The sequence below is a fragment of the Vibrio sp. YMD68 genome, from assembly GCF_029958905.1.
In the GTDB taxonomy this organism is placed as follows: domain Bacteria; phylum Pseudomonadota; class Gammaproteobacteria; order Enterobacterales; family Vibrionaceae; genus Vibrio.
The window spans coordinates 881,550-908,460 of record NZ_CP124613.1; the positions used below are offsets into that span (position 1 = coordinate 881,550).

Below are 26,911 nucleotides of genomic sequence, written 5' to 3' on the forward strand. Positions count from 1 at the left end.
AAAGGCTTAACGTGAGTATATTCGATATAAAGCAGAAATCTTGGTTAACAATAGCGGTTGCAGCTGCCATAGGCTTAGGGGGATGCGGAGATAAAGAAACGGACCAAGTACTAGAGAGCTCAATGCAATCCCAACAAAATTATAGCATCAGTGCGCAAGACTTATTGGTGTCAACCGGCTTTCACGCTACTTATAAAGTCGATTTATCAAATAAGGTGTCTGCAACCCACGGGGCTGACTTTCAGCTAACAGACGTAGATGTGCTATCTAAAAATGACAAATGCAAAATACAATCTATCACTAAATCCGCTTTTATCGTACAAGCTTCTGAGGCAATGGTATGTGACTATCGGTACTACGTTCAGGCGACACAACCGAATACTAAAGATGAAGCAGGGCTAAATAATCGCTCATTAAGTATATCAACTGATGACATGAATTCTGTTGTATCAACATCGGCGATAGGGCGAGTCGCAGTAAGCGCGGAACCAGACAGTACGGTGTTGACTCCACTTAGTACCGCGACATTAGTAGACACAGCAATCACATTCAACATAGAAGAAGCACTGCTTAACGTGGGTTATGTACTTGGTGAAAACTACGATCTGGTTGAGCTAACGTTGCCTTTTCCTATGGCCGGTAGCGTACAACAACCTTTGCTAAACGATAGGGTTATTTATTATACGCCTGCGGTCGGCTATACCGGCATTGATCGGATCATGTATTCTTTTGAAGATTCAACGAACCGTTTAGTGTTGATGGGAAGTATAGATATTGCGATCGGGTACCATGCAAATCAGGGTTTGATCGTGGAGAAAAATGGAATATTAGATGCGGTAGTGAATGTTAACGACCCCGTCGATATCAATATAAGCCAGTTTGTTACGTCTAATGATTCTGACGACTATCAATTGGTCGATGTTAGTGTCTTTAATGCTACAGCGGTTTCAAAGGCTCCTGATGATACCAGTAACAAAGTGATTACTTTTGTCGCTAACAAAGCCGGTGCTTATCACGTCAGTTTTGTGGTGAGTGATCATAATGGTGCCTATGAAATGGGGCTATTTCTAGTTGAGGTGACGGATCTTAATCAGTCAGCGCGTTGGTTAGGAATAAATCTCGGAGTCGATTACTTCACGCCTCCACCGACCGCACTCGATGCATTGGGCTCGGGTGTGCCTTATGCAAGTGTTGCCGTAGATAGCGGTTATGTCCCCGCTATTGAAATGGCGTTGTACTCGCTCCCATATGCGAAGCGTTATTGCACTAGCCAAAATGGAAGTCTTACTACGCCGGCGCAGATGGACGCATTGAGAACCGATACCGACGTCAGTAGTGAACATGGTTGGCCTATTCAATCGCCTTATCTTGCGTATGATCCTGTAAGTGACACGTTCAAGTCGTATCAAATGCCATCAGGTCCAATCACTAGCGTCGTGAGTGGATCCGTCTTTTACGTGACTTGCATTAAGCAAGGAGTCATTGAGGTGTTAGCACAGTCAGACACAGACGCCATCGCGGATGGTATTGACACAGCAGTAGTAAACGTAAAAATTTCTCTGTCAGGGAAGCCCGTCGAAGGTGCGTTGGTTTCAGCCAGGGCCAACAGTAACTATGTTTCGTTTACTGATGAAACGGTAACTGAATTGGATGGCATTGCTTCTTTTTCGTTAACTACATTCAAAGCGGATTTGATTGAACTAACGGTGAGTTATAACGGGATTAAAACAGCGCATACGATTGATTTCATCGGTGATGAGAAAACCGCAGGACTCACATCAAAAGCCACTGAGAATTTTGCTTTTTATAATTCTGACATTGGCAACCAGGTAACAGCAAAATTAGAAGATGAAAACCTTAATCCGCTAGTAGGCTATATCGTTGAATTTGATGTGTATCGGGAAACTCATCCAGACACTTTAGAGCGAGTACTACCCATGCTAAACGATGAGAATGAACTAACTGATATTAATGGAGAGAAAAAAGTACGGATAACGTGGGATCCGCAATATGTCACACCTAATAGCAACATGACCTTTGACGTCATCGCCTCCTATAAAAATTCGATAGGCGATACTGTACGTTCATTGAGCAAGATAACCTTTAATGTACCCCCACAAACAATATCTGATGAAGAATAAGTGTTATTAGCTAATTTACCTATGCGATGGTGTGGTTCGCTGAATATGTGGGCCCATCAGTTATGACATCCCATTGCACGTATTTTTATAATGCCCAAAGCGTTAACAGGAAAAATAAAACATGAAAAATAGGCTAGTTGCCATAGTGATAACAAGTACATTATTGACCGCATCGAGTCGTGCCTTATCTAACACCTACATCGGTGCTAAAGCGGGTAAATCATGGTTGAACCAAACATGTTTATCAATATCAAAATGCAAAGCTGAAGATAAAGCTTTCGGTATGATCATGGGTTATGACGTGTGGGAAACGCTTTCAATTGAAGCTGGCTATGATGAGCTAGGAAAGTTCTCGACATCCGATCTACCGCTACAGAGAATGGTGGCGTACACAGTGGGACCGAAATTGAACATCGCTATTTCTGACTTGTTTTTTTTATACACGAAGTTAGGAGTAGGGATCGTTCACTATGGTAAAGAAGATGTTTATTCTTATCTAGGGGCGGCAGGATTAGAAGTCCTTTCAAAGGATAATATCTCGGTTCGAATAGAATACCAATATTTAAGTAATATTGAACACGATGCCTTTGTTCCGTCAGCAAATTCTTTAACCCTCGGTCTGGTGTATAATTTTGGCGGGAAATATGAAGCGTCACGCCTTTTTTCTGCACAGCATGATCCAAGTGAAACTGTTGATAAGGGTTCTGATCCAATCACACCAGCGCGTCCTACTATTACTAGAGAAACCTTCCAAACACGCAGTTTGAATGCAAGTAACTTTAAATCGGATAGCGCAATATTAACGGAGGAAATCAAACATAGTCTTGTTGAAATATCTAATATTCTAAATTCATACAAACAAGCCAAGGTGAGATTAGTCGGACATACAGACTCAACAGGATCACATAAGTATAATCAGTTTATTTCTGAGCAACGCGCGAATGCTGTTGCGAATGAGTTAATAGCATTGGGTGCTGATGTGGGGCAGGTAATAATCATAGGCTTAGGAGAAAATGACCCTGTGGCCACGAATACAACCAAGCTTGGGCGTGCGAAAAACCGCCGTGTAGAAGTGGAAATTATTGAGTTTGATTACCAAGTTCAACATTGAAAAACACGTTTCAGCTACGGTAGGGTATTGTCTAAACCAAAATACCCTGTGATCTTCCGAACCATTGGCTATTCAGAGGTATTGTACAATACAGGATCAGGCTCATCTTAGCTCATAAATGGAACGCTACAATGTATAACATGCTGTATTTAATTTGAAGATGGCCAGTATTGAAAAGTCGAAAAGTCGAAAAGTCATAAGGTCAAAAGGTCAAAAGGTCAAAAAGTCAGTTACACTAGGGTTGATTTCTTTGGAGGAATTACCTAAAAACAGGTTGGTTTCAATATTTACACGCTTGTAATCGCTATGAATATTTAAACTGTAACCGACCCGATAGATGGTACTGATCTCCCAAAAGTTACCCAGTTCGTAGAGTTTGTTTCTCAATGTCATTATTGCCATGTTGAGCGAATTATCACATACCATGGTATTAGGCCAGCCAGTAAGTTTAAGCTGGTGTTTAGTCATGTGTTGACCCATGTTAGAAAATAAAGTTAACAATAATAGATATTCACTTTGGTTAAGTTGAGCTTCTATTGAAGTTTTTGGTGCAGCAGTTTGGTTAAAATGACTGCTGTACACATTGATTTTAAGCGTCCCATGGTTCAATTCTACTATCATAAGTATCTTCCATTAAATATTGAATAATCAACAATATTTTAATGGAAGATACTTTATTATCTAGAGCACTTTATATCTTTACTGCTTTATTTTGCTTATCTCACATCGAGAGTCGGTTATGAACCTACGCTGTTTAACATAAACAGTGTCACGTTAATAGGTCGTTAAAGATTGATTGACACGAATGCCTGTATATTCTTCGGGTTTGATTTGATTGTTTTTTTTACAAACTCGTCAGGGCATTGATCTTTTAGTGTAAGGAAATCTACCTGATTTGAAAGGGGAGCTTCGGCGCAACTCAAGGGTGGGACCTTCCCTACCCAACGTAGACTAACACTATCAGCTACTGAACCAAACGATAACAACGAAGATAATATCACAACAGTTACTATTATAGTGTAACGCATAGCACTACTTCCTTATGCCAATGTATATTAAAAGCGTAGTGTCGACATAGGCATTATGCAAAATAAATAGTTATAAAATAAATTTAGTCTGTATGACTGGCCTACATTATTGAATCTCAAATCGATTCCATGATGAGCATTAATACCGCGTATTTTTGAAAGTTCAATAACCCCGAACCCCTCACTTCACATGTCAATAATGCTATTCTGGTTAATCACTTAAACACAGTGTTTAATTTTTATTATTTAATGAAAATTAGAGGGTGGAAATGTTTTTTATTGAATCTAATCTAATCCTATCAATGGCTGCGGTCGACTTGATGTGAATTTAAATATTAATATTATAGGCACTAAGTAAATATAGTTTTTTAAAATGCCAATGCGTATAATCTACAAGTGGAGATAATAGGGCTATAAAAAGTAATAAATAGAAGGTAGGCAATAAAATGTTCTCAGAAACGCTCCGATTATTTAGAACTAAGAATGGAATGTCTCAAACTCAATTTGTTGATTTAGTTCAAAAAAGTAGCCCAAACTTTTATAGTTTAGATGTGGTAACGCTTAGTCGGTGGGAAAGGGGGATTACAACTCCTCACCTGAAGAGAATGAACGAACTACTGGAATTGCTAGGCATAAACATATTTGATGTTTGGTGCCATAACATAGATAGCAATGATTTGAAAGCTCTGTACAGGAAGTTAAATACAAATGCATATACGGACGAAAATACTACTTCCAATCCTGATGTCGTGTTAATAACCGCGAGTAACTCTGGGATTATAGGTAGTTATTTACACTTAATAGATGTCATTTTCAACTATGAAAATAATCCGATTCTAGTCTCGATGCAGGATAATGGAAAAACGAGAAGATCCGTGATTGAAAAGATAATAAATCAATATTCAGGTGAGCTAATGTTTGTTCTAGTCAATGGGCAAATAATAGGGCACCTATTGAGCTCTAACAGTAGACTAATATTAGATTATACTGGTGAGGATATTGATGTTAATGAAAAAGTAGATTTAATAGTTTCATGTAATAGCACACATTACTCATCGTTCATTCCAACTTTAGGACGATTCGTTTATAAGTATATTCAGAGTACAGATCCGAATAAGATTATTAAGATGCATGTGAATAATGTGAGAATGTTTAATATTCTATATTCTATTGGCTTGGGATATACTAGCGTCAATATAAAAGGAACTATTGTTAAAGTAATGAAATTAAGTTCAAAGGAAATAAAGAAGAACCGAGTTTGGATGTCTATAATATCAAAATATAGGATATCAAAAAAATGAAGAAATCAATTTTAATTGTAGATGGTGTAGATATTTCACGGGAAGTTATAAAAAAATCACTGAGTCCTTCGGTTAAAAATATAAAGGTTCGCGTTGCGACGAATGCTTACGATGCAATGTCGAAAATTAATGCAGAAGGATTTGACCTAGTCATCACCGATTTGATGATGCCTAACGGTGATGGTTTCGATTTAATTAGAATGATGGCTAATCATAGCGTCAAATCTAAATTGGTCATTATTTCTGGGTTAGATAATACGATTGTTCGCTCAGCTGGCATGCTCGCTGAACTGTATAACTTGAATGTCGTGGCGTCGTTAGTAAAACCAGTTTGGCCAGATCAAATGGAAAAATTGGTAGCTAGCTGTTTGAGTGAAAAAGAAATATGTTCAGAAGGCAATAAAGAGATTGTATTTGACATATTTAGAGACCAGTTACCTATCCACCTGCTGTACCAACCACAAGTTATATCAAGAAAAAATACTATTACTGGATTTGAAGTTTTACCTCGATGGATAGACGGTAACGGTTCGATGCTTCCTCTCAGTAGTTTCTTGCCAGAAATCGATGAGATAGGAAAGCAAAAACGATTCTGTAGTATAGTGATCGATCGGTTCAGAAATGACTATAAGCGTTATTTTTGTATGTTGGATAAATCGATTCGGTTTTCTATAAATATAGATCCATTTTTATTAATGGACGGCGACGTTGTAAATCATCTATTGAGCTTCTATGAACAAGGTGCCGTTGAACATACAATAGTATTGGAATTAAAAGAAAAACACATTAAAGATGGTTTTCAAAGTGAACAGGCTACGAGTATATTGAAACTAAGATCAGTAGGCTTTGAAATATCGATAGACGATTTTGGTTCGAACTTGGCTAATCTCGGAAATATTATTAATCTACCTATTAACGAGATAAAAATTGATAGAAAAATGACTTGGAAATTCATTGGTAACACAGATGGTTTGAAAACAGATAATGACGTAAAGACCCTTGCATCAGTTAACAACTTTCGAGTCGTGTATGAAGGCATTGACGATGAAAAGACCTCTTTAGCACTTCATGCTATCAATGATAATGGTGGTTGCATACAGCAAGGTTATCTTCACGGTGTACCTCTTACGCCTAGGGAAGCGGTAAAAAAAATAGAGGAATTGACTATTGTGAATAAAGTTATCAAAAGTGAAGCTCTTTCCTGCATGGTTACATAATGATAAATATTAAATAGGCAGTTTATACGATAGTTTTTACCATTATTAAGTTAAAGTTAAAGTTAAATGAAAATAAACGTAGCTATCAAAAGCCTCCAAACATTATTCTTCTTTTAAATGCACAAACATAGTAATTATTAATAAATGGGCTTGTAATTTGTCCAGCTATTTTATTTTTAAACTCCTTCATTGAAAACCGATGTTAGAGCAATATACAAATGCTTTAACACCGGTTTGATAACGAATTTAGTTACGATTGACAATCTTAGTCAGAGACACAAGAAGCAAGATGGTTCGCACCAGGGACATTGGCACTGATTATGTCTTCTTGGATATTAACGACATAGTAACTATAACCATATTCATCAAGCGTACTTGTCCAAGTAAACAAGCCTACCGGCCATCCGAACTCTATGAATAAGTCTCCTTTTTCACTGGCAAATGTAAATAATTCATCTTCTGTTGGTCTACGCCAGCGCTCTCTTCCCGCAAAATATATTGTTGCTAGATGTTGGCACCAACGGTCGAGTTGCCCGCCACTCCCTGCTTGACCATCGACACTGTTATTTGGGGGTAAAACGTTAACGCCGTCTTGTCGGAATTTGGCAAATTGCCCATTACTCGGACCTAACTGAGAGTTATCCGTGTAATTGTAAATGGAAGCATAAGTTCTTCCCTCATTATCGCTGGTATTCTGTTCCTCATATTCCAGCAAGTCTATTGCTGCAAGACTTGGTGACGATGTAAACCAAAGTCCATTATCACTGCTGATTACCTTCAAACAGGCACCTTTAGCGTTTTCAGGATTCGTATCATTGAGTTGACCGCCACAGATTGGGACCAAAGGTGCAGTGAACGTAACACTACCTATTGACTGTATAGGATTACCTTCTGTCGTTAAATAGGAGGATTTCACACTGAATGTCATGTCGGTGGCCGGTGTTATATAGCTGGGATCCCACTTTATCCGTACTCTTTGCTCTCCATTGGCATCCGTCTCGGTGTTTTCGTTACTAATTATTGGAAGCACAGGGGCTGAGGTATCAGGGTGATTCTCTGGGTTTACAGCAAAATCGATTTGATAACCAACAACCGGGTTTAAATTTTCATCGTTTAATCTTGCCGTTATCTGATTTCCTGCTTGGGAAGTGTAAAAGGCAAAATTTTGTGTTGCTTCGGATGTTAATTGTGCGGTTTTCTCATCGCCAATGAACTGAACCGTATGAAAAGTTTTGACGCCGTTATAGCTCACGGTGAGTTGCACGTTTTCTGACTTAAGTGATGTTAAAATAAATAAAGCAACGCCATCAGATCCGGTCAGAGCGCGGTCACTAAACATCACATCGTTGCTATCAGACTCAGCATAAACATTGACACCTTCAGCTGGACTACCAGCTAATACAACTTTCACACTGACGACGGCTGTGTCGATTCCATTTGCAATTGCTTCGGTGTCAGATTGTGCCAATACTTCAATCACGCCTTGTTTGACACACGTTACATAAAAGGCTGAATTATCCACCACATTAAGAATTGGGCCTGTTGGCATTTGATACGACAACACGGAATCATCTATCGGATTGTACGCAAGATAAGGCGATTGAGTTGGCCAGTCATGGTCGAGGCTCACATTGGTGTTTGCTCTCAATGCGTCGAGCTCTTTCGGTGTAGCTAGGTTGCCATCTAGGCTTGCGCAATAACGAAGGGCTGAGGATAGGGAATATTGCGCCATTTCGATAGCGGGTTCATAGCCACTATCAAGAGCAGTGCTCGTATAAGGTACGCTTGAACCTAGTGCATCCAACGCAGTAGGTGGGGGGGTAAAGTAATCAACTCCAAGGTGGATTCCATCCCAGCGTGCCGATTGACTCGGGTCTACCACTTCAACTCGAAATAGCCCCATTTCATATGCGCCATTATGATCACTGACTGCAAAACTCACATAGTAATACCCTGACCGATTGGCTTTAAAGGTGATGACCTTGTTAACCGTATTATTAGGATCCTTTGACGTAGCAATGGCATTGAATACATTAACGTAAACCAACTGATAGTCATCGCCATCGTCTGAAGAGACAAACTGACTAATATCGATATCAACGAGCTCATTAACGTTCACTACTTCATCTAATGTACCATTATACTCGACGGTAAAACCTTGATTAGCATGATACCCAATCGCTATATCTATGCTTCCCATCAGAACCAAATTGCTCGCGGAGTCTTCAAAAGAGTACAGTATTCGGTCGACTCCCGTATAACCGAGAGCGGGCGTATAATCAAAAACCCTATCATCTAAAGGATCTGGTTGGACACTACCTGGCATTGAGAAGGGTAAAGTGAGTTCAACCAAATCGTAGTTCTCACCCAGAGCATAGCCCACGTTAAGGAGTGCCTCTTTAAGATTGAATGTTATGGTTGTGTCTACCAATGTTGTGGCACTAAGAGGGGTTAATATTGTACCGTCTGGTTCTGCGCTGATGGCGACTCGACCTATCGCCGATGTGGATACTTCATTGGTATAGGTTGGTTTACTGTCTATTGAATGAGTTGCTTGAACGTAGTAACGATAGTCACATACTTTCGCCTCTGACGCTTGTACGATAAAACCCGATTTGGTGATGGATTGTATTTGGCAGTTATTAGTTTTGGATAAGACGTCGACCTCTGTGACTTGGAAACCAGCCCCTTGATCGGTAAACACTTTACTCGATAAATCCACTTCATAGGTGTTATCTAACCCCGTCGACACAAAAAGATCCAAAGCCGTTATGCTGTAATCTTGTTTAGACTTCGTAGTGCTATTCGATGTTTGGCCAGGATCTTTATCTCCACAACCAACTAGTGTAGCGGTTATTATGACCGCTATTATTGGATGGATATAATGTGCCGTATTAAAAATAACCATTATTTAATTCTCTGAATAGTAGTTAATGTTAATATCACCAAGGTACATGGAGTAATTAGTGAACATCAATTAATCTATTATTTACTTGGGGGTTAAATCAGTGTTAAATCAAATAATTTAACAAATAAAATAGTATTAGCTAACTATACTAAGGGTCGGTAACTATAATATTCACATAAATAATCTCTACTGTGAAAGTAGAGATTATATTTAAAGTGAGGCTACTAATTATTCAATGTTGTTGTTTATACATATAAAGAACCCATCATAGTAACTATTTGCTGCGTCTAAGACTGAACCTGTACCGGAAATAGTAACAATAACGCCCAGACCACCATTTATTTCAAATCTAGGGTCTTGAGCTTCATCATTTGTCCAATAGCCAGTTTTGCCAGGCCAAAAATCGTCAAAGTATTCAGACGTGGAAAAATCGATCAACTGATCGGTCGTCAATGGTGATGAGCCCTCAATAGTGCTGCAAAAATATTCTAAGTAATTACTGTCTGATACTATACGAGGGGATGACACATAAGTCGTTCCTAAGGTTGTCTCTTCTATAAGAGGAACTCTACCATCAAATAATGCACTGTATTGGTTTACTGTAGGTGGAAAATAATATTTCGCGACTTTAGGAGGTGTTGGTTTATCTGAAATCAATCTCAAATCACAATCAGGTTCTACTATTGCGGTTTCTCCTGAGTCTGTAAATATTACAGTACACAGTTTTATAGTGGCAGAATCACCGAAGTTTATGTCTTGTTCTACTTCATATATAGCACCATTTTCATCGGCTTTTACGGTTTCAGGATCGCTAAATGTTTCAAGATATAATAAAGTATCGTCTTCGTCATAAAATCCAACCAGAGCTGCACCTATATTAGGAATATCAGTAGAGAAGTCCTCTTCTGATATATAGTTGACGTTGCTTTCCGATGTTAATGGGTTTGTGTCTAAATAAATGAGTCCTTGGTTTGTTATTTTATTATCCACTTCCCAATAGCCATTAAAATCTAATGGCGATGTTAAGCTTTTTAAAGCTATTTTATAATAAAAATACTCAGCCAAGTTTATTTCATTTGAGCAATAAATTCGATCTTTAGAACAAAGTGCAATGGTCTTGTTTTTATCCTTCTCATCTAATATGTAGGATATGCCATAATGCAATATTTCTGATGTGGTAACATCTATCCAGACATAACCATTAGCGTCACCATGCTCATTATAATATTGTATTCTATGGCCATCTTCAGTTGCTGATATATATGGTGTATTCTCAACTAAAGATATTGATATGTCGGAGGCGTGTGAATATGAAATAGTCGAAACCAACAAAGTGGTTAATAAAAGTGTAATTGATTTTTTAAACATAATAATATCCAAATTTTATTTATAACTAACGTAATAACGTATATTCTATTTCAGGGGATTACATGTGAAATATAAGTTATTATTAGTAAAACACTGATCCTGTTAATTATTATCACCCGCGCACTTATCATTTATTGGTTGTGGGTCTACTTAATCACCTCAGCAACATAGGTGCTTGACCATTCACCATTTGCATTGTGACCTAAATTCCACTTACAGATGCCAGGATCGTGAGGGAGATAGAATCTATTTTTGCTATCCCCAAAGTATTCATTCAAAGAACGAGAATGTTCTCGAGCTTCTTGAAAATCTACCTCTCTATTAGAGGTACCGTTATTCACTCTTAGTCTTCCTTTATGAGGTTCATTTAACCAAACATCATGTCCAGAATTGTTAGAAACGTAAGTCCACAGTTTCGCATGGGGAGAAAAAGGGCTAGGGGAAGCCCAGCATTTCGTTTTAACTGTGATATTGACATAAGAGGGCGTATCATTGTCGAATATATACCCAGTAGCTTTAGGTGAACCTTCTAGCTCATCGGAAGAAAGTGTGATAGTGACGCTTTCTTTATTTTCTATAACAGAGTCATCTATGACGGGTATTAATAGATTGTAGGTATTTTCGCCTTTCTTTAGAGTAACTTCAGGCTTAGGTGTGTAATCTGAATTTTTTCGTGCGGATCCAGAGTAATTTAATGTTAAAAGTAGGTCTTTATTCAAAGGTTCATCGACTTTAATATTGAATGAAATAGGGGATGGACCTTGCTCGAAACCGTCTGACGCCTTAGTGATACTTAATGTTATTTTCTTATCAAAGATAATTTCATCACTGCATGCTTCTATATAGGTAGGCTCTCCGAATTTGTAACCGCCAATTGAGCAAGTTTGAATGCTTGTCGACGAATCAAGAATCGGCTTTCCGACTAAAAGTGAATTCGGATAATCAAAATCTATCTTATTGTCAGTAATAAAGCCATCTTGATCTATATTTTCCATATATAGGAATGAAAACTGGCCTTGAGTGATACTAAAGTTTGAATAAGAAACAGGTGAAACACCAAAAGCCAAATCATCTTGGTTCAAGAATTCGACATCTAAGCTTCCTATATTTTTGGATATGGTACCTTTAGGGATCCCTTGAGTCATAGAGTCATCTGCAGATACGCATGATGGGGAATGATTATCGATACAGAGCCTAATTTCATCGTGATTATTTTCTAGAATATAATAGGCTTTTTCTGAAATAACTTCATCGTTTCCGTTGAGCCACTTAATCGACCTGAAATTTCCATTTGAATCAAAGTTAGTCGCTAACTTTCCGTCTATCTTTCCGAATAGAAAATTGCCTGTATTTTCTATTTTTAGTTCGCTTGCACTAGAAGATATAGCAATGAGTGAAAGCATGAATAATGAATACACATATTTATTAACCAGCATCAATATCACCTGTAAGTATATAATAATTTTAATTCTAGAGGGGTTGCCACTAGAGAGACGTATTGCCCTCTTTTCTATATAAATAAACTGAAATGTTTATTTTTATGAGAGCGATTGTAGGTTACACCGATATTAAGACTCGGAGTTAATAAAAAGTTATCAATACTTATTATTGTTTTTAACGTGGTGTAGTGAGGGGCAATAAATTGAAGGAAGGCAACATGTCTTACTTTATGTACTGGATGACTACAATAAATTTGAGAGCGGACTTTTTACTCCGCTTGCGCCTCTATCGATAACATGCGTATAAATTTGTGTAGTTTTGACGTCTGTATGCCCCAGTTGCTCTTGTACCGTTCTAATGTCTGCCCCACTTTCTAAGAGATGGGTTGCGAAGGAGTGCCTTAACGTATGGCAAGAGACATTTTTACCGATTTTAGCCATTTTACTCGCATGCTTTACTGCTTTTTGGACGCTCGACTCGTTAATATGGTGTCGACGATAAGACTGAGAGTTAGGGTCCATCGACTGCCTTGCAGAAGGAAATAGATATTGCCAATTCAGCTCCTTATTTGCGTTAGGGTATTTCTTGGCCAGTGCGTCTGGAAGCCATACACCTGAAAAGTCATCTTGCTTTCGATCCTGTTGCCAAATTATTTTCACCTGCTTTTGTTGATGCCGAAGAGGCGGGATGAGCTCTTTGGCTAGCGTGACCACTCGGTTTTTATTCCCTTTCCCTCGCCATATTCTGATCGCGCAATATTCAAAATCGATATCTTGGTACCTCAAACGTAAGCATTCCATGAGACGCAGGCCAGAACCATACATGAGTTGCACTGGCAATAAATGATGCGCACTGACATGCGTGAGAAGGGCACCCACTTCTTTGACCGTAAGAACGGTTGGTAATTTTTTACCTCTCGATGATTTGCGAAATCGCATGTCTACTTCGATAGGTTCAGCAATAATGTGTTTGTATAAAAACACTAACGCATTTAGTGCCTGACACTGAGATTGAGCCGCTAAATTTCTAGATATTACTAGATCGGATAAAAAATCTTCGACTTCTTTTACACCAAGATCTTTAGGGTGCGCTTTGTGGTGAAAATATATGAATTGGCAAATCCAATATAGATAAGCTTCAATGGTCTTCCTTGCGTAATGCCGAGCGCCCATGTATTCCTTTATATATGTTAAAAATGGTGATTTCATACCCGTTATTTGCGCTGTGTTTTTATACATGCATTGAACATAGTGAACAAAAAGTAAGTTATGCGGAAAAATTCCGCTTTTTGTGATAGGTGATTAGTTTAATAATACCTAGTGCACTGATTTACATACTTAAATGATTTAATATGGACCCATTCTAAAAAATAGAAGGCGGTAGCGTGAGAGCTAAACACGATTTTTTCCGTCTAAAAAGCGTTAGTTTACCAATCAAGATTGTCACCCTAACTCAAAATGTTAGGGTGCGATAATTATCGTAGATGATTCTGTGGCAATTGCGATTGTCCAAGGATTGCAACGATCAAAATAAAGCCGTCTTCCTTGGTAAAGTAAGCCGTGTGCTTACCAATCGGGAAATAAACCCCATTTTCATATAAATCGTTGCAGCTTCTGCCTACTGATGGATTGTCAGCGAGCATCTGAAACCCAGTGATAAGTGTGTCTTTGTATGCGTTCCACTGCATCTCGGAAAAGTTTATAACGGTATAATTTTTGATTTTGTGTAAATGAGTCTGTGCTAATTTACTTAGTTTATATTTACTCTGGTGCATACTTTACTTACAACGCGTTTAGGAAGTTTTCACCGTCAACTACATTGCCTTGAGCTAAGTCTGCTTTTGCGGACTCAAAGCAATGTTTGATGTAATCGGCTTTCATAGCTTCAAGTTCTTCATAGTCTCTAATCGACATCACAACAACGGCATCTTTGTTGTTTTTACTAATTTTAACTGGCTCACGTTGAGCGTTTAGCAGCAGCTCACCGAAATTACGTTTGGCATCATTTGCTGTTAATGTGTACATGGTTAAGCTCCAGGTTTGGAAGTGCAATAACATTATAGTTTATCGCGCAAAATGTGCAATTTAATTAAATCGTGCGATTGGTGCGAAGGGTAAACTAACAAAGCGTTCAAGAGGGATTCTCAACGCTTGGCGGTTTCGGTTCAAAGTTTAGTTTTTGTGATTATGGCACAATGGTTTAGGTCTGGTGGTGGCGTTGTTCACCCCTTAACGCGGCGTTAAGACTCGCTGTGATTTTTTGGCTAGATAGTTCTACAATCGGCCACTTCAAGTTTGTCGTGCTTTGAAATTCATGTGGGTCTGTGGCTTTTTACTCTGTGCGCTGTAAAAGCCAGTTTGGGCGTAATCCAAAGTTTAGCGGCTACCGTTTTGAAGCACGTTTCTCGAACCAATTGTTTCTATCTGCTCACAAACTCTCATCGTACTTGTTGAGTCTAGTTTTTCCGCAGTTCATTATTGAACGCGTAAATTCAGTGGACGGTTTGTTGTCTCTGTGCATATCGGGTTTTGTGGGTCACCGCTTGTGAGTGTTTCGTTTGAAATCGGTATGGTCGTTTAGCGGTGTTGTTGAGTTGTGTCATTGGTCGTTCACTACAGCGTAAAATGCAAAGTCGGTTTTCAAAGCAAGTCTTAACAAACTGCTCAAACGGACAAATAAACGCGTGGCATTTTTGGTCTGGTTGGCTATTGTGTTTACGGTATTAATTTTAAGTTAAGCGGCTAGTTTATTTGCCGCTTAGCAGGGCGTTAAGACTCGCTGTGATTTTTTGGCTAGATATTTCTGCAATCGGCCACTTCTAGTTTGTCGAGCTTTGAAACTCATGTGGTTTTGTGGCTTTCACTATTTGCGCTGTAAAAGCCAGTTTGGGCGTAATCCAAACTTTAACGGTTACCGTTTTAAAGCGCGTTTCTCGAACCGATGGTTTCTGTCTGCTTTCAAACTCTCATCGTACTCGTTGGGTTGGATTATTCCGCAGTTCATTATTGAACGCGTGAGTGCAGTGGGCGGCTTGTTGTCTCAGTGCATATCGGGTTTCGTGGCTCACCGCTTTTGAGTGTTTCGTTTGAAATCGGTCTGGTCGTTTGGCGGTGTTGTTGAGTTTTGCCATTCGCCGTTCACTACAGTGTCAATCCAAAGTCGGTTTTCAAAGCAAGTCTTAACAAACTGCTCAAACGGACAAATAAACGCGTGGCATTTTTGGTCTGGTTGGCTATTTTGTTTACGGTATTAATTTTAAGTTAAGCGGTGGGTTTATTTGCCGCTTAGCAGGGCGTTATATGCCAAAGTCATCATGAAGCGTACTTATCAAACATTATTGTTTTTAACATTATTAAGCGTAACTATTTCAGTATTTTACTATTTAGATGTTATGCCTAAAATGGATTCAGCTTCAGGAAATGCAGGAGCTTTTGTAGCCGCTCTATTTCTAGCCTTTGGCGCATTAGGCTTATTCACTATCACCGTAATTGGCACAATCACTTTTTCCATAGCATTTGTGTTCCAAGACAAACTTCCTAGTCAAAGAATTTACCATTGGGGTGTACCTTTAGCTTTTTGTATACCTGGTTATGGTGTATGTTTGTTTATAATTTACAGTTGGTTAGCAGTTGGCATATAACAAGTCGTTCAAGCGGGACTCGTAACAGTTGGCTCGGTTCCGCTTCGCTTCACATTTTAGCCAACAATTACTCGCCCCTTAACGAGGCGTTAGGCGGCCTATTTCGTTGAAAGGTTTTGAGGTGACGGTGGTAACTGTTTTTGTCTCGAACATCATCTTCTGGTTCAGCAATACGTGCATACGGGGACTCATCATTTAAGTGTGACTTTCAGCGCTTTGTTTGGTCCTGCAAATGGTCAAATTTTTACGTTAAGTAAGCTCTACAAATTTCGAGCATCGGTTTCAGTTTCCAAACCTTTTGCCAATAATCAGCATTCAATTGCGTGGGCGGCCCCTAACAAATTACTCAAGTGGACGCTAACCGTTTGGCACTCTCGGCTTGGAGTTTGGTATGATTGGGGAGTTCAGTGGCAGCGCCACTTAGTAAGGCGTTAAGACTCGCTGTGATTTTTTGGCTAGATAGCTCTGCAATCGGCCACTTTAAGTTTGTCGCACTTTGAAATTCGTGTGGTTTTGTGGCTTTAACAATGTGCGCTGTAAATGCCAGTTTGGGCGTAATCCAAAGTTTAGCGGTTACCGTTTTGAAGCGCGTTTCTCGAACCGATGGATTCTGTCTGCTCTCAAACTCTCATCGTACTTGTTGAGTTGGGTTTTTCCGCAGTTCATTATTGAACGCGTCAGTTTTGTGGGCGGCTTGTTATCTAAGTGCATATCGGGTTTCGTGGCTCACCGCTTTTGAGTGTTTCGTTTGATATCGGCATGGTTGTTTGGCGGTGATTTCAATATTGTTATTGGCTGTTCACTACAGTGTCAATCCGAAGTCGGTTTTCAAAGCAAGTCTTAACAAACTGCTCAAACGGACAAATAAACGCGTGGCATTTTTGGTCTGGTTGGCTATTGTGTTTACGGTGCAAATTTTAAGTTAAGTGGTCGGTTTATTTGCCGCTTAGCAGGGCGTTATGTGCCATACGGTATGAACCAACAGTATTGAGTATAGGTGCCATGTTTATTACTAGACTGTACATGTTATTAAGCCCCTTTAAGGTGGCAAAATACAGAAAGTTATTTATTAACAATTATATAGGTGATTTTCATTATGATACTTTTGATCGCGCACCCATACGTATGGATTTGCTAGAAAAAATCGTATCGATAGCCTACAGCATATTTATTGATCACTATAGAGGTCGTAATTTTCAGGAAGAGCTATTGTTCAATGAAATAGAAGTTCATGAGTTTAATTCTTCAAAGCGATTTAAACACGATTTTAGAGAAGATGAGATCTTAAAGAATAAACTAAAAGAAAACCTTTCTAAACTCAAGGAAGAACACCTTGTTTCAGATGAGAAAATGAATAAATTGCTTGTTGCGATTTGGGCTGGTTTCTTGAAGTATAGAATAGTTGGTGTTTATACAGAGCTTATTTATCATGATTCAATAAAAGTAACTTGGTCAAAATCTGTTACTTTTGAAACAAATAAGAAAGAAAATGAAATTAGCGATATCTGGTAACCTCAATCCAAGGCACATAACAAACTGCTCAAACGGACAAATAAACGCGTGGCATTTTTGGTCTGGTTGGCTAAAGTGTTTACGGTATTAGTTTTTAAGTTAAGTGGTTGTTTATTTGCCGCTTAGCAGGGCGTTAGTCGTTTAATGCTTTGAAAGGTTTTAAGGTTAAAGTTGGTTCAGTAACTTTCGCCGTATTGTTTTACTGGCAACGTTTTTGGGCGCTACTGGATCGCATGATGTTAATGTTCAATTTAGGGTGCTTCGTTTGGCCGAGTAAAATGCAAAGCCTTGCACTATGTAGGTTCTACAAATATCGTGCACTGGTTTTAGTAACGAGAGCTTGTGCTAATAATCAGCATTCAATGGCAAAGCCACCGACTAACAAGTTAATCAAGTGGACTTATCAACGCTGGGCACTCTCGGCTTGGAGTCTGATAGGCTCGGTAAAGTCAGTGGTTACAGCCACTTATTAAAGCGTTATGTTGCAATGAGCTTTCGATATGCTCTAATGTTACCTAAATCGTTATTGTTCCGAGAGAAATCGAATCATGTATCAACTGCGCTGCACTAAGAAATCACAAGACTTGCTGGGTCTTAGACCCCAAGACCTGTCAGATGTTGAAAGCGAACATCATATTCTCGGTAATTGGTATATACATACATTTACTCAAGAGCGTCGAAAATGTCTCTTTTTCATGGAAGAGAAAACTCTAATGTCTTTTGTGCTTATCGGTTTCAAAAAGTCAGAATTCAAGCATTTTAATGAAGCTTTCAAAAGTGGGTTGTTGACCTTACTAGAGCTTGAAAATGCTCCAAATGAGATTCTTTCTTCGTTTGAAAATGCAGAGCCGAATATTAGCTTTACCAAAACTGACAGTCGAAAGTTACTTGGTCACGTTAACGATAAAATGTCGTTGTACCAAGATTTCATATATTCAGATGGCGGCTTTGAGCATTGTGATCTAGCGCAGATCACCGCAAAAATTAATAGAATGCCTCAAAAAGAGTTGGGTTGGGCATTATCAATAGATGCCTTCAATGAGCTCTTCAACTAGCAACATAACAAACTGTTCAAGAGTGATTCGCAACGCGTGGCACTTTTACTATGCGTTGCGTTTAGTGTTTAAGGTTGTATACGGAAGCATCGGTATTGCGTTGCTCACACCTTAACAGGGCGTTAAGACTCGCTGTGATTTTTTGACTAAATAGTTCTGTAATCGGCCACTTCAAGTTTGTTGTACTTTGAAATTCGTGTGGTTTTGTGGCTCTAACAACGTGCGCTGTAAAAGCCAGTTTGGGCGTAATTCAAATTTTAGCGGTTACCGTTTTGAAGCGCGTTTCTCGAACCGATGTTTTCTGTCTGCTCATAAACTCTCATCGTACTTGTTGAATTGGATTTTTCCGCAGTTCATTATTGAACGCGTCAGTTTTGTGGGCGGCTTTGGGTTCTGTGCATATCGGGTTTCGTGGGGCACCGCTTGTGAGTATTTCGTTTGAAGTCGGTATGGTCGTTTGGCGGTGTTTTCAATATTGTCATTGGCCGTTCACTACAGCGTCAATGCAAAGTCGGTTTTCAAAGCAAGTCTTAACAAACTGCTCAAACGGACAAATAAACGCGTGGCATTTTTGGTCTGGTTGGCTAAGGTGTTTACGGTATCAATTTTAAGTTAAGTGGTGGGTTTATTTGCCGCTTAGCAGGGCGTTAGGCGGCCTATTACGCTGAAAGGTTTTGAGGTGATGGTAGTTTCTGTTTTTGTCTCGAACATCGTTTTCTGGTCGAGTAAAATGTGCATACGGGAACTCATCATTTAAGTGTCAATTTTAGCGATTTGTTTGGTCGTGCAAACGGCCAAGTTATTACGTTAAGTAAGCTTTACAAATTGCGAGCATCGGTTTCAATTTCAAAACCTTTTGCCAATAATCAGCATTCAATTGCGTGGGCGGCCCCTAACAAATTACTCAAGTGGACGCTCAAACGCTTGGCACTCTCGGCTTGGAGTTTGGTATGCTTGTGAAATTCGGTGGCAGCGCCACTTAGTAAGGCGTTAGGTTTTCTACGAGGAGTTATAAGTTTGAGTTCCAGAAATACGAAAGGCTATGAATTTCTTTTTTCAGAGTATGGTTTTGAAGTCTTAGCTGTCGGAAGTGCTTTTTCAGGGAAAGAGGTAATCAAAGTTAATGGTGAGGTTTACTCTGAGAAGTCCTCTTTCCGAATGAACTCAACACACGAGTTTGAAGTTAGCGGTAAAGAGTTTGTCGTCGACTTCAAAGTAGTTAGTTGGGTTAAAGGAGTTATTGCTTGTAGATTGACTATTGATGGAAAGCTAGTGATGACTCTTCAAGCTAACCCTCAATATTCGCATGCGCTATTCTTATTGTTCTTGATATTTCAATTCATGAGCAGCATTCTACTTTTTGAAAATGTTGTCTCCTTATTAGCTTACAACGTTGTTCTAATGCTTATTTTTTCCAAGTTCTGCTTTAGAAACGTCCAAATTAGGGAGCTTAAAACCTAACAAACTGTTCAAGACGGACTGCCAACGCGGGGCACTATTGGTTCTGGTCAGGTTCAGTGTTTAAGGTGGTTATTTAGGTTCTGTAGTAAGTTGGCAGCCACTTAACAGGGCGTTAAGACTCGCTGTGATTTTTTGGCTAGATAGTTCTGTAATCCGCCACTTTTAGTTTGTCACGCGTTTAAGCTTGGGTGGTTTTGTGGCTCTAACTAGGTGCGCTGTAAATGTCAGTTTGGGCGTAATCCCTGGGTTAGCGGCAACCGTTTTGAAGCTCGTTTCTCGAACCGATGCTTTCAGTCTGCTCTCAAACTCTCATCGTACTTGTTTAGTTGGATTTTACCGCAGTTCATTATTGCACTCGTGAGTGTAGTGGGCGGCTTTAAGCTCAGTGCATATCGGGTTTCGTGGCTCACCGCTTTTAGGTATTCCTTTTGAAATCGGGCTGGTCGTTTTGCGGTGTTTTCAATATTGTTATTGGCCGTTCACTACAGTGTTAATCCGAAGTCGGCTTTCAAAGCAAGTCTTAACAAACTGCTCAAACGGACAAATAAACGCGTGGCATTTTTGGTCTGGTTGGCTATTGTGTTTACGGAATTAATTTTAAGTTAAGTGGTGGGTTTATTTGCCGCTTAGCAGGGCGTTAGGGCTTCGGTATATTAAAGTACGTACATCAGGGGTATATCTATGGAATTTACTTCATCTCTATTGGTAACATTAATTGGTGTCGTTTGCAGTAGCTACGTAACTGTACAAATAATGCATTCGAAATCGAAAAATGAAGCTATTAGTGAGCTAAAGATAATTGGCACCAAAGTGTTGAACTTAGCGGTTTTCGGATTTGTTTGTTTTCAGCTTTATCAAAGTGTTTACTCCCCAGAACCATTGACTAGATTTGCTGTTTTTGAAATATGTTTATTAGTGGCGACGATTTTGTATTTGTTAATCCTTAGGTCGCTGAACCGTATTTTGGGCGTTATTGAAAATCTCACCAGAATTCAGGACAAGCAACTGGATCTTCATGACCGACATTTGGGTATTACAGAAAAGCTGAATGTACAATCCCCGGCTGATCAAAGCCCTAACAAGGCGCTCAAGACGGACTAACAAACGCGTGGCATTTTAGTCTCGGTAGAGTCCAGTGTTTAAAGTGGTCAATTTTAGTTGGGTGGTAGGTTTGTTAGCCACTTAGCTTAGCGTTAGGCGAATCTGGTCATCTTAAGTTTATGGTGAGATAAATAAGAATGTGTATTGATAGCGAATTAGACAAATTAAAGGGTTGGATTGAGCATTTACCTCGAATCGGTATGCAAGCAATCGGCGGTGACGGTCAGCCCATGTATATTCTAGACCTAATTATGATTGGGGCTATTAAGCGCTCATTGAGTCTTGCTAGTGGTTTACAAGCATTGGTGGCTTCGAGAAACATGACTTGCTCACGAGCAGTCGTGAGAATGGAATTGGACACAATTAGTCGATTACTTGCTTACACGTATGTAGAAGAGCCTTCAGATATGGCGACTAAAGTCATCGGTGGTAAGGCATTGAACTCTTTTAAATGCAGAGACGGCAAGAAGCTGAGAGATGGTTACCTAATTGACAGAATGACGCAAGATTACCCTTGGGTGAAAGATGTTTATAAATACACATCAGGTTATGTGCACTTTTCTGAAAGGCAAGTGTTTGACTCCATCTCTTCTTTGGGTGAAAACGGTCTTCGCTCGGTTAAGTTTCACATAAGTGCTGAAGATAACAATTTTCCAGATGAAAGTTGGATTGAAATATTACAGTGTTTCAACGAAATGTTATCAATTCTTGGAAAGCTGCTAGTAGCTTATAGAAATGAACTAGAACAAGCAGCGGTTTAAATTCGCCTAACAAACTGTTTAAGAGTGATTCGCAACGCGTGGCATTTTTACTATGCGTTGCGTTTAGTGTTTAAGGTGGTATGCGGTAGCTTCGGTATTGCGTTGCTCACACCTTAACAGGGCGTTAGTCGTTTAATGTTTTGAAAGGTTTTAAGGTTAAAGTTGGTTCAGTAACTTTCGTCGTATTGTTTTACTGGCAACGTTTTTTGGCGCTACCGGATCGCATGATGTTAATGTTCAATTTAGGGTGCTTCGTTTGGCCGAGTTAAATGCATAGCCTTGCACTAAGTAAGTTCTACAAATGTCGTGCATTGGTTTTATTAACAAAACTTTGTGCCAATAATCAGCATTCAATGGCAAAGCCACCGACTAACAAATTAATTAAGTGGACTTATCAACGCTGGGCACTCTCGGCTTGGAGTCTGATAGGCTCGGTAATTCTAGTGGTTACAGCCACTTATTAAGGCGTTAGTCGTTTAATGCTTTGAAAGGTTTTAAGGTTAAAGTTGGTTCAGTAACTTTCGGCGTATTGTTTTATTGGCAATGTTTTTTGGCGCTACTGGATCGCATGATGTTAATGTTCAATTTAGGGCGCTTCGTTTGGCCGAGTTAAATGCATAGCCTTGCCCTAAGTAAGTTCTACAAATGTCGAGTATTGGTTTTAATAGCAGAAGCTTGTGCCAATAGTTAGCATTCAATGGCAAAGCCACCGACTAACAAGTTAATTAAGTGGACTTATCAACGCTGGGCACTCTCGGCTTGGAGTTTGATAGGCTCGGAAAAATCAGTGGTAACAGCCACTTATTAAAGCGTTATGCGCTCTTCGGTTGAACGTACATTATTTACTAAATGGAGTTGGTTATGGCAGTAGAAAAGCATTGGTTAGATTTTGTTACCGCATTTGGAAGTATTGCGACGCCAATAATTGTTTTAATAATTTCAACACTAGGTTGGAAAATCAAAAATAATATCGAAAGAAAAATAGACCTTGAGAATAAATTGAGAGATGACCGAATTGAAATATATAATAAAATTTTAGAGCCATTTATTATTTTATTAATGTCTGATGCCGCGTGGAAGTCTGACAAAAATAATAAAGGCAAAGATAAAAATACTGTTGGCACTAACACGATGCTAACACTGGAATACCGACGCCATGGATTTAAGCTTGCATTAATGGCTGATGACTCTGTGGTTAAAGCTTACAATAATTTAATGCAATATTTCTATAATATGGAGGAGAATAATTCAGAAGCAACTGATTTTCTTAAAGATATGATGGAGCTTCTAGGTAACTTCCTTATCGAAATTCGTAAAAGTATGGGAAATGAAGCCACTGAATTAGATTTCTGGGATATGTGTGAGTGGTGGATGTCAGATACAAGAAAAGTAAAAAATGGTGAGTACAGCGCATAACAAGTCAATTAAAAGGACTAAAAACAGTGGGCTATCTCGCTTCGCTCATATTTTAGCCCACAATTTTTAGCCTCTTATTGAGGCGTTATGTTTCTAAAGGGAAAATATGGATATTAATCGTATCGCTCAGATAATCTGCTCTGTGGCTGAGAGTGAAAATAAAGAACTATCTGATATTGCACAGGAAGGTATATTTCATATGCCAGAGTTAGCTTTTGCATATGAATGCGGTAAGGCAATTATCAAAGAATCAAAGAGTATCTTTGGTGAAACGACAGTTGAATGGTGTAGGGAATGTGATCTTAAAAATGGCGGACCAACTGATTTAGTTTTTAAATTGGATTCTGGTTATATAGTAGCAATTGAATTTAAGTTACGAGATACGACGACGGCATATCAAAACGATATTGAAAAACTTGGCCGGATAAAAGAAGAAAAGTGTATTCGATTATTTTGTGCTTTAGTTGACGTATTTAAGCATCAATTACCTGACGATGGTCGCCAAGCACACATTGAATGTTTAGCTAATTATCAAGTAAAGCCACTTCATAAAGTAACGTTCGATACCAAACAAAGTAGGTATGTTAAACCTGTATCTTGTGTAGCGTGCGTTTGGGAAGTTGGTCAGTCGTTGTAGGGCGAAACATAACAATCGCATCAACACGATTTGCTACATTCGGCGTTGTAGGTTTGTCTTTAGTTTCAGTGATTAAGGCGTTAAAATTCAGCTAGGTCTGTATAGTAGCAAACGTGTTATGCAGGCGTTAGGCGGCCTATTACGTTGAAAGGTTTTGAGGTGAGGGTGGTAACTGGTTTTGTCTCGAACATCATCTTCTGGTTCAGCAATACGTGCATACGGTGACTCATCATTTAAGTGTGACTTTCAGCGCTTTGTTTGGTCCTGCAAATGGTCAAATTTTTACGTTAAGTAAGCTCTACAAATTGCGAGCATCGGTTTCAATTTTAAAACCTTTTGCCAATAATCAGCATTCAATAGCGTGGGCGGCCCCTAACAAATTACTCAAGTGGACGCTCAAACGCTTGGCACTCTCGGCTTGGAGTTTGGTATGCTCGGGGAGTTCAGTGGCAGCGCCACTTAGTAAGGCGTTAAGACTCGCTGTGATTTTTTGTCTAGATAGTTCTGTAATCGGCCACTTCAAGTTTGTCGCACTTTGAAAATCAGGCGGTTATGTGGCTTTTTACTCTGTGCGCTGTAAAAGTCAGTTTGGGCGTAATCCAAAGTTTAGCGGCAACCGTTTTGAAGCGCGTTTCTCGAACCGATGCTTTCAGTCTGCTCTCAAACTCTCATCGTACTCGTTGAGTTGGATTTTCCGCAGTTCATAATTGAGCGCGCGAATTCAGTGGGCGGCTTGTTGTCTCAGTGCATATCGGGTTTCGTGGCTCACCGCTTTAGAGTATTGCGTTTGAAGTTGGTCTGGTCGTTTGGCGGTGTTTTCAATATTGTCATTGGCCGTTCACTACAGTGTCAATGCAAAGTCGGTTTTCAAAGCAAGTCTTAACAAATTACTAAAGTGGACGTTCAAACGCTTGGCACTCTCGGCTTGGAGTTTGGTATGCTTGGGAAGTTCGGTGGCAGCGCCACTTAGTAAGGCGTTAAGACTCGCTGTGATTTTTTGGCTAGATAGTTCTGTAATCGGCCACTTCAAGTTTGTCGTACTGCGAAATTTTGGCGGTTATGTGGCTTTCACTATTTGCGCTGTAAAAGCCAGTTTGGGCGTAATCCAAACTTTAACGGTTACCGTTTTAAAGCGCGTTTCTCGAACCGATGGTTTCTGTCTGCTTTCAAACTCTCATCGTACTCGTTGGGTTGGATTATTCCGCAGTTCATTATTGAACGCGTGAGTGCAGTGGGCGGCTTGTTGTCTCAGTGCATATCGGGTTTCGTGGCTCACCGCTTTTGAGTGTTTCGTTTGAAATCGGTCTGGTCGTTTGGCGGTGTTGTTGAGTTTTGCCATTCGCCGTTCACTACAGTGTCAATGCAAAGTCGGTTTTCAAAGCAAGTCTTAACAAATTACTCAAGTGGACGCCCAAACGCTTGGCACTCTCGGCTTGGAGTTTGATATGCTTGGGTAATTCAGTGGCAGCGCCACTTAGTAAGGCGTTAGGCGGCCTATTGCGTTGAAAGGTTTTGAGGTGATGTTAGTTTCTGTTTTTGTCTCGAACATCGTTTTCTGGTTGAGCAATATGTGCATACGGGAACTCATCATTTAAGTGTCAATTTTAGCGCTTTGTTTGGTCCTGCAAATGGTCAAGTTTTTACGTTAAGTAAGCTCTACAAATTGCGAGCATCGGTTTCAATTTCAAAACCTTTTGCCAATAATCAGCATTCAATAGCGTGGGCGGCCCCTAACAAATTACTCAAGTGGACGCTCAAACGCTTGGCACTCTCGGCTTGGAGTTTGGTATGCTTGGGTACTTCAGTGGCAGCGCCACTTAGTAAGGCGTTAAGACTCGCTGTGATTTTTTGACTAGGTAACTCTGTAATCGGCCACTTCAAGTTTGTCGTGCTTTGAAATTCATGTGGGTCTGTGGCTTTTTACTCTGTGCGCTGTAAAAGCCAGTTTGGGCGTAATCCAAGGTTTAGCGGCTACCGTTTTGAAGCGCGTTTCTCGAACCGATTGTTGCTATCTGCTAACAAACTCTCATCGTACTCGTTGAGTCTAGTTTTTTCGCAGTTCATTATTGCACTAGTGAGTGCAGTGGGCGGCTTTTTTGCTCAGTGCATATCGGGTTTCGTGGCTCACCGCTTTTGAGTATTACGTTTGAAATCGGTCTGGTCGTTTGGCGGTGTTTTCAATATTGTCATTGGCCGTTCACTACAGCGTAAAATGCAAAGTAGGTTTTCAAAGCAAGTCTTAACAAATTACTCAAGTGGACGCTCAAACGCTTGGCACTCTCGGCTTGGAGTTTGGTATGCTTGGGTAATTCAGTGGCAGCGCCACTTAGTAAGGCGTTAAGACTCGCTGTGATTTTTTGGCTAGATAGTTCTGCAATCGGCCACTTCAAGTTTGTCGTACTTTGAAATTCATGTAGTTATGTGGCTTTCATTATTTGCGCTGCAAAAGCCAGTTTGGGCGTAATCCAAAGTTTGCGGTTACCGTTTTGAAGCGCGTTTCTCGAACCGATGTTTTCTGTCTGCTCATGAACTCTCATCGTACTCGTTGAGTCTGGTTTTTCCGCAGTTCATTATTGAACGCGTAAATTTAGTGGGCGGCTTTTGGCTCTGTGCATATCGGGTTTCGTGGACCACCGCTTTTGGGTATTGCGTTTGAAGTCGGTATGGTCGTTTGGCGGTGTTTTCAATATTGTCATTGGCCGTTCACTACAGTGTCAATGCAAAGTCGGTTTTCAAAGCAAGTCTTAACAAATTACTCAAACGGACAAATAAACGCGTGGCATTTTTGGTTTGGTTGGCTATTGTGTTTACGGT

The 26,911-nt window shown here is 39.7% G+C and carries 20 protein-coding genes; 13 read left to right on the plus strand and 7 right to left on the minus strand.

The window, feature by feature from the left end; translation table 11 throughout:
- Positions 1–11 precede the first annotated feature (11 nt).
- Together QF117_RS03955 and QF117_RS03960 are read left to right on the plus strand one after the other, a co-directional pair.
- A complete protein-coding gene (locus QF117_RS03955) occupies positions 12–2,141 on the plus strand; it encodes a hypothetical protein (RefSeq protein ID WP_282384788.1) in 2,130 nt (709 codons plus the stop codon).
- Positions 2,142–2,262: 121 nt separating this feature from the next.
- Positions 2,263–3,252, plus strand: coding sequence for an OmpA family protein (locus QF117_RS03960; protein ID WP_282384789.1), 990 nt, complete (start codon positions 2,263–2,265; stop codon positions 3,250–3,252).
- 210 nt (positions 3,253–3,462) lie between these two features.
- On the opposite strand, the gene QF117_RS03965 is transcribed toward QF117_RS03960, so the two are convergent.
- Positions 3,463–3,873, minus strand: coding sequence for a helix-turn-helix domain-containing protein (locus tag QF117_RS03965; protein WP_282384790.1), 411 nt, complete (start codon positions 3,871–3,873; stop codon positions 3,463–3,465).
- An 895-nt stretch (positions 3,874–4,768) separates the two neighbouring features.
- Here QF117_RS03965 and QF117_RS03970 point away from each other — a divergent pair.
- Complete coding sequence (locus QF117_RS03970) at positions 4,769–5,581, plus strand: helix-turn-helix transcriptional regulator (RefSeq protein WP_282384791.1); 813 nt, start codon at positions 4,769–4,771, stop codon at positions 5,579–5,581.
- On the plus strand, positions 5,578–6,798 hold the full coding sequence (locus QF117_RS03975; RefSeq protein WP_282384792.1) for an EAL domain-containing protein: 1,221 nt from the start codon (positions 5,578–5,580) through the stop codon (positions 6,796–6,798). The genes QF117_RS03970 and QF117_RS03975 overlap by 4 nt, the downstream gene beginning before the upstream one ends.
- A gap of 265 nt (positions 6,799–7,063) precedes the next feature.
- On the opposite strand, the gene QF117_RS03980 is transcribed toward QF117_RS03975, so the two are convergent.
- The 6 genes from QF117_RS03980 to QF117_RS04005 form a co-directional block, all read right to left on the minus strand.
- A complete protein-coding gene (locus tag QF117_RS03980; RefSeq protein WP_282384793.1) occupies positions 7,064–9,706 on the minus strand; it encodes an Ig-like domain-containing protein in 2,643 nt (880 codons plus the stop codon).
- Positions 9,707–9,934: 228 nt separating this feature from the next.
- Entirely contained in the window at positions 9,935–11,074 is a 1,140-nt protein-coding gene (locus tag QF117_RS03985; RefSeq protein ID WP_282384794.1) for a hypothetical protein, read from the minus strand.
- 146 nt (positions 11,075–11,220) lie between these two features.
- A complete protein-coding gene (locus tag QF117_RS03990; protein WP_282384795.1) occupies positions 11,221–12,510 on the minus strand; it encodes a hypothetical protein in 1,290 nt (429 codons plus the stop codon).
- A 246-nt stretch (positions 12,511–12,756) separates the two neighbouring features.
- Positions 12,757–13,722, minus strand: coding sequence for an integron integrase (locus QF117_RS03995; RefSeq protein WP_282386147.1), 966 nt, complete (start codon positions 13,720–13,722; stop codon positions 12,757–12,759).
- A gap of 266 nt (positions 13,723–13,988) precedes the next feature.
- Positions 13,989–14,288: a type II toxin-antitoxin system RelE/ParE family toxin gene (locus tag QF117_RS04000; RefSeq protein WP_282384797.1), complete on the minus strand. Its 300-nt coding sequence runs from the start codon at positions 14,286–14,288 to the stop codon at positions 13,989–13,991.
- Positions 14,289–14,295: 7 nt separating this feature from the next.
- Positions 14,296–14,538, minus strand: coding sequence for a type II toxin-antitoxin system Phd/YefM family antitoxin (locus QF117_RS04005; RefSeq protein ID WP_282384798.1), 243 nt, complete (start codon positions 14,536–14,538; stop codon positions 14,296–14,298).
- A gap of 1,289 nt (positions 14,539–15,827) precedes the next feature.
- Between QF117_RS04005 and QF117_RS04010 the strand changes: the two genes are divergently transcribed.
- From QF117_RS04010 to QF117_RS04060, 9 genes are all read left to right on the plus strand, one after another.
- Complete coding sequence (locus tag QF117_RS04010) at positions 15,828–16,154, plus strand: hypothetical protein (RefSeq protein ID WP_282384799.1); 327 nt, start codon at positions 15,828–15,830, stop codon at positions 16,152–16,154.
- 1,023 nt (positions 16,155–17,177) lie between these two features.
- Positions 17,178–17,666, plus strand: coding sequence for a hypothetical protein (locus tag QF117_RS04015; RefSeq protein WP_282384801.1), 489 nt, complete (start codon positions 17,178–17,180; stop codon positions 17,664–17,666).
- Positions 17,667–18,214: 548 nt separating this feature from the next.
- Entirely contained in the window at positions 18,215–18,721 is a 507-nt protein-coding gene (locus QF117_RS04020; protein WP_282384803.1) for a hypothetical protein, read from the plus strand.
- A 966-nt stretch (positions 18,722–19,687) separates the two neighbouring features.
- Positions 19,688–20,182: a hypothetical protein gene (locus QF117_RS04030; RefSeq protein WP_282384804.1), complete on the plus strand. Its 495-nt coding sequence runs from the start codon at positions 19,688–19,690 to the stop codon at positions 20,180–20,182.
- 681 nt (positions 20,183–20,863) lie between these two features.
- Positions 20,864–21,283: a hypothetical protein gene (locus tag QF117_RS04035; protein ID WP_282384805.1), complete on the plus strand. Its 420-nt coding sequence runs from the start codon at positions 20,864–20,866 to the stop codon at positions 21,281–21,283.
- A 137-nt stretch (positions 21,284–21,420) separates the two neighbouring features.
- Positions 21,421–22,044: a hypothetical protein gene (locus tag QF117_RS04040; RefSeq protein ID WP_134837604.1), complete on the plus strand. Its 624-nt coding sequence runs from the start codon at positions 21,421–21,423 to the stop codon at positions 22,042–22,044.
- A gap of 861 nt (positions 22,045–22,905) precedes the next feature.
- A complete protein-coding gene (locus QF117_RS04050) occupies positions 22,906–23,460 on the plus strand; it encodes a hypothetical protein (RefSeq protein WP_282384809.1) in 555 nt (184 codons plus the stop codon).
- A gap of 106 nt (positions 23,461–23,566) precedes the next feature.
- Complete coding sequence (locus tag QF117_RS04055) at positions 23,567–24,097, plus strand: hypothetical protein (RefSeq protein WP_143026631.1); 531 nt, start codon at positions 23,567–23,569, stop codon at positions 24,095–24,097.
- A gap of 953 nt (positions 24,098–25,050) precedes the next feature.
- Positions 25,051–25,323, plus strand: a complete 273-nt coding sequence (locus tag QF117_RS04060) for a hypothetical protein (protein WP_282384815.1) — start codon at positions 25,051–25,053, stop codon at positions 25,321–25,323.
- The last annotated feature ends 1,588 nt before the right edge of the window (positions 25,324–26,911 follow it).

Excerpts from the sequence above, each read along its gene's own strand:
- QF117_RS03990 (WP_282384795.1), bottom strand. The coding sequence starts at position 12,510 with ATGCTGGTTAATAAATATGTGTATTCATTATTCATGCTTTCACTCATT.
- QF117_RS04020 (WP_282384803.1), top strand. The coding sequence starts at position 18,215 with ATGTATCAACTGCGCTGCACTAAGAAATCACAAGACTTGCTGGGTCTT.
- QF117_RS04015 (WP_282384801.1), top strand. The coding sequence starts at position 17,178 with ATGTTATTAAGCCCCTTTAAGGTGGCAAAATACAGAAAGTTATTTATT.
- QF117_RS03965 (WP_282384790.1), bottom strand. The coding sequence starts at position 3,873 with ATGATAGTAGAATTGAACCATGGGACGCTTAAAATCAATGTGTACAGC.
- QF117_RS04050 (WP_282384809.1), top strand. The coding sequence starts at position 22,906 with ATGGCAGTAGAAAAGCATTGGTTAGATTTTGTTACCGCATTTGGAAGT.
- QF117_RS03975 (WP_282384792.1), top strand. The coding sequence starts at position 5,578 with ATGAAGAAATCAATTTTAATTGTAGATGGTGTAGATATTTCACGGGAA.
- QF117_RS04055 (WP_143026631.1), top strand. The coding sequence starts at position 23,567 with ATGGATATTAATCGTATCGCTCAGATAATCTGCTCTGTGGCTGAGAGT.
- QF117_RS04005 (WP_282384798.1), bottom strand. The coding sequence starts at position 14,538 with ATGTACACATTAACAGCAAATGATGCCAAACGTAATTTCGGTGAGCTG.
- QF117_RS04000 (WP_282384797.1), bottom strand. The coding sequence starts at position 14,288 with ATGCACCAGAGTAAATATAAACTAAGTAAATTAGCACAGACTCATTTA.
- QF117_RS03980 (WP_282384793.1), bottom strand. The coding sequence starts at position 9,706 with ATGGTTATTTTTAATACGGCACATTATATCCATCCAATAATAGCGGTC.
- QF117_RS04040 (WP_134837604.1), top strand. The coding sequence starts at position 21,421 with ATGTGTATTGATAGCGAATTAGACAAATTAAAGGGTTGGATTGAGCAT.
- QF117_RS03960 (WP_282384789.1), top strand. The coding sequence starts at position 2,263 with ATGAAAAATAGGCTAGTTGCCATAGTGATAACAAGTACATTATTGACC.
- QF117_RS04035 (WP_282384805.1), top strand. The coding sequence starts at position 20,864 with ATGGAATTTACTTCATCTCTATTGGTAACATTAATTGGTGTCGTTTGC.
- QF117_RS03985 (WP_282384794.1), bottom strand. The coding sequence starts at position 11,074 with ATGTTTAAAAAATCAATTACACTTTTATTAACCACTTTGTTGGTTTCG.
- QF117_RS04010 (WP_282384799.1), top strand. The coding sequence starts at position 15,828 with ATGAAGCGTACTTATCAAACATTATTGTTTTTAACATTATTAAGCGTA.
- QF117_RS03970 (WP_282384791.1), top strand. The coding sequence starts at position 4,769 with ATGTCTCAAACTCAATTTGTTGATTTAGTTCAAAAAAGTAGCCCAAAC.
- QF117_RS03995 (WP_282386147.1), bottom strand. The coding sequence starts at position 13,722 with ATGAAATCACCATTTTTAACATATATAAAGGAATACATGGGCGCTCGG.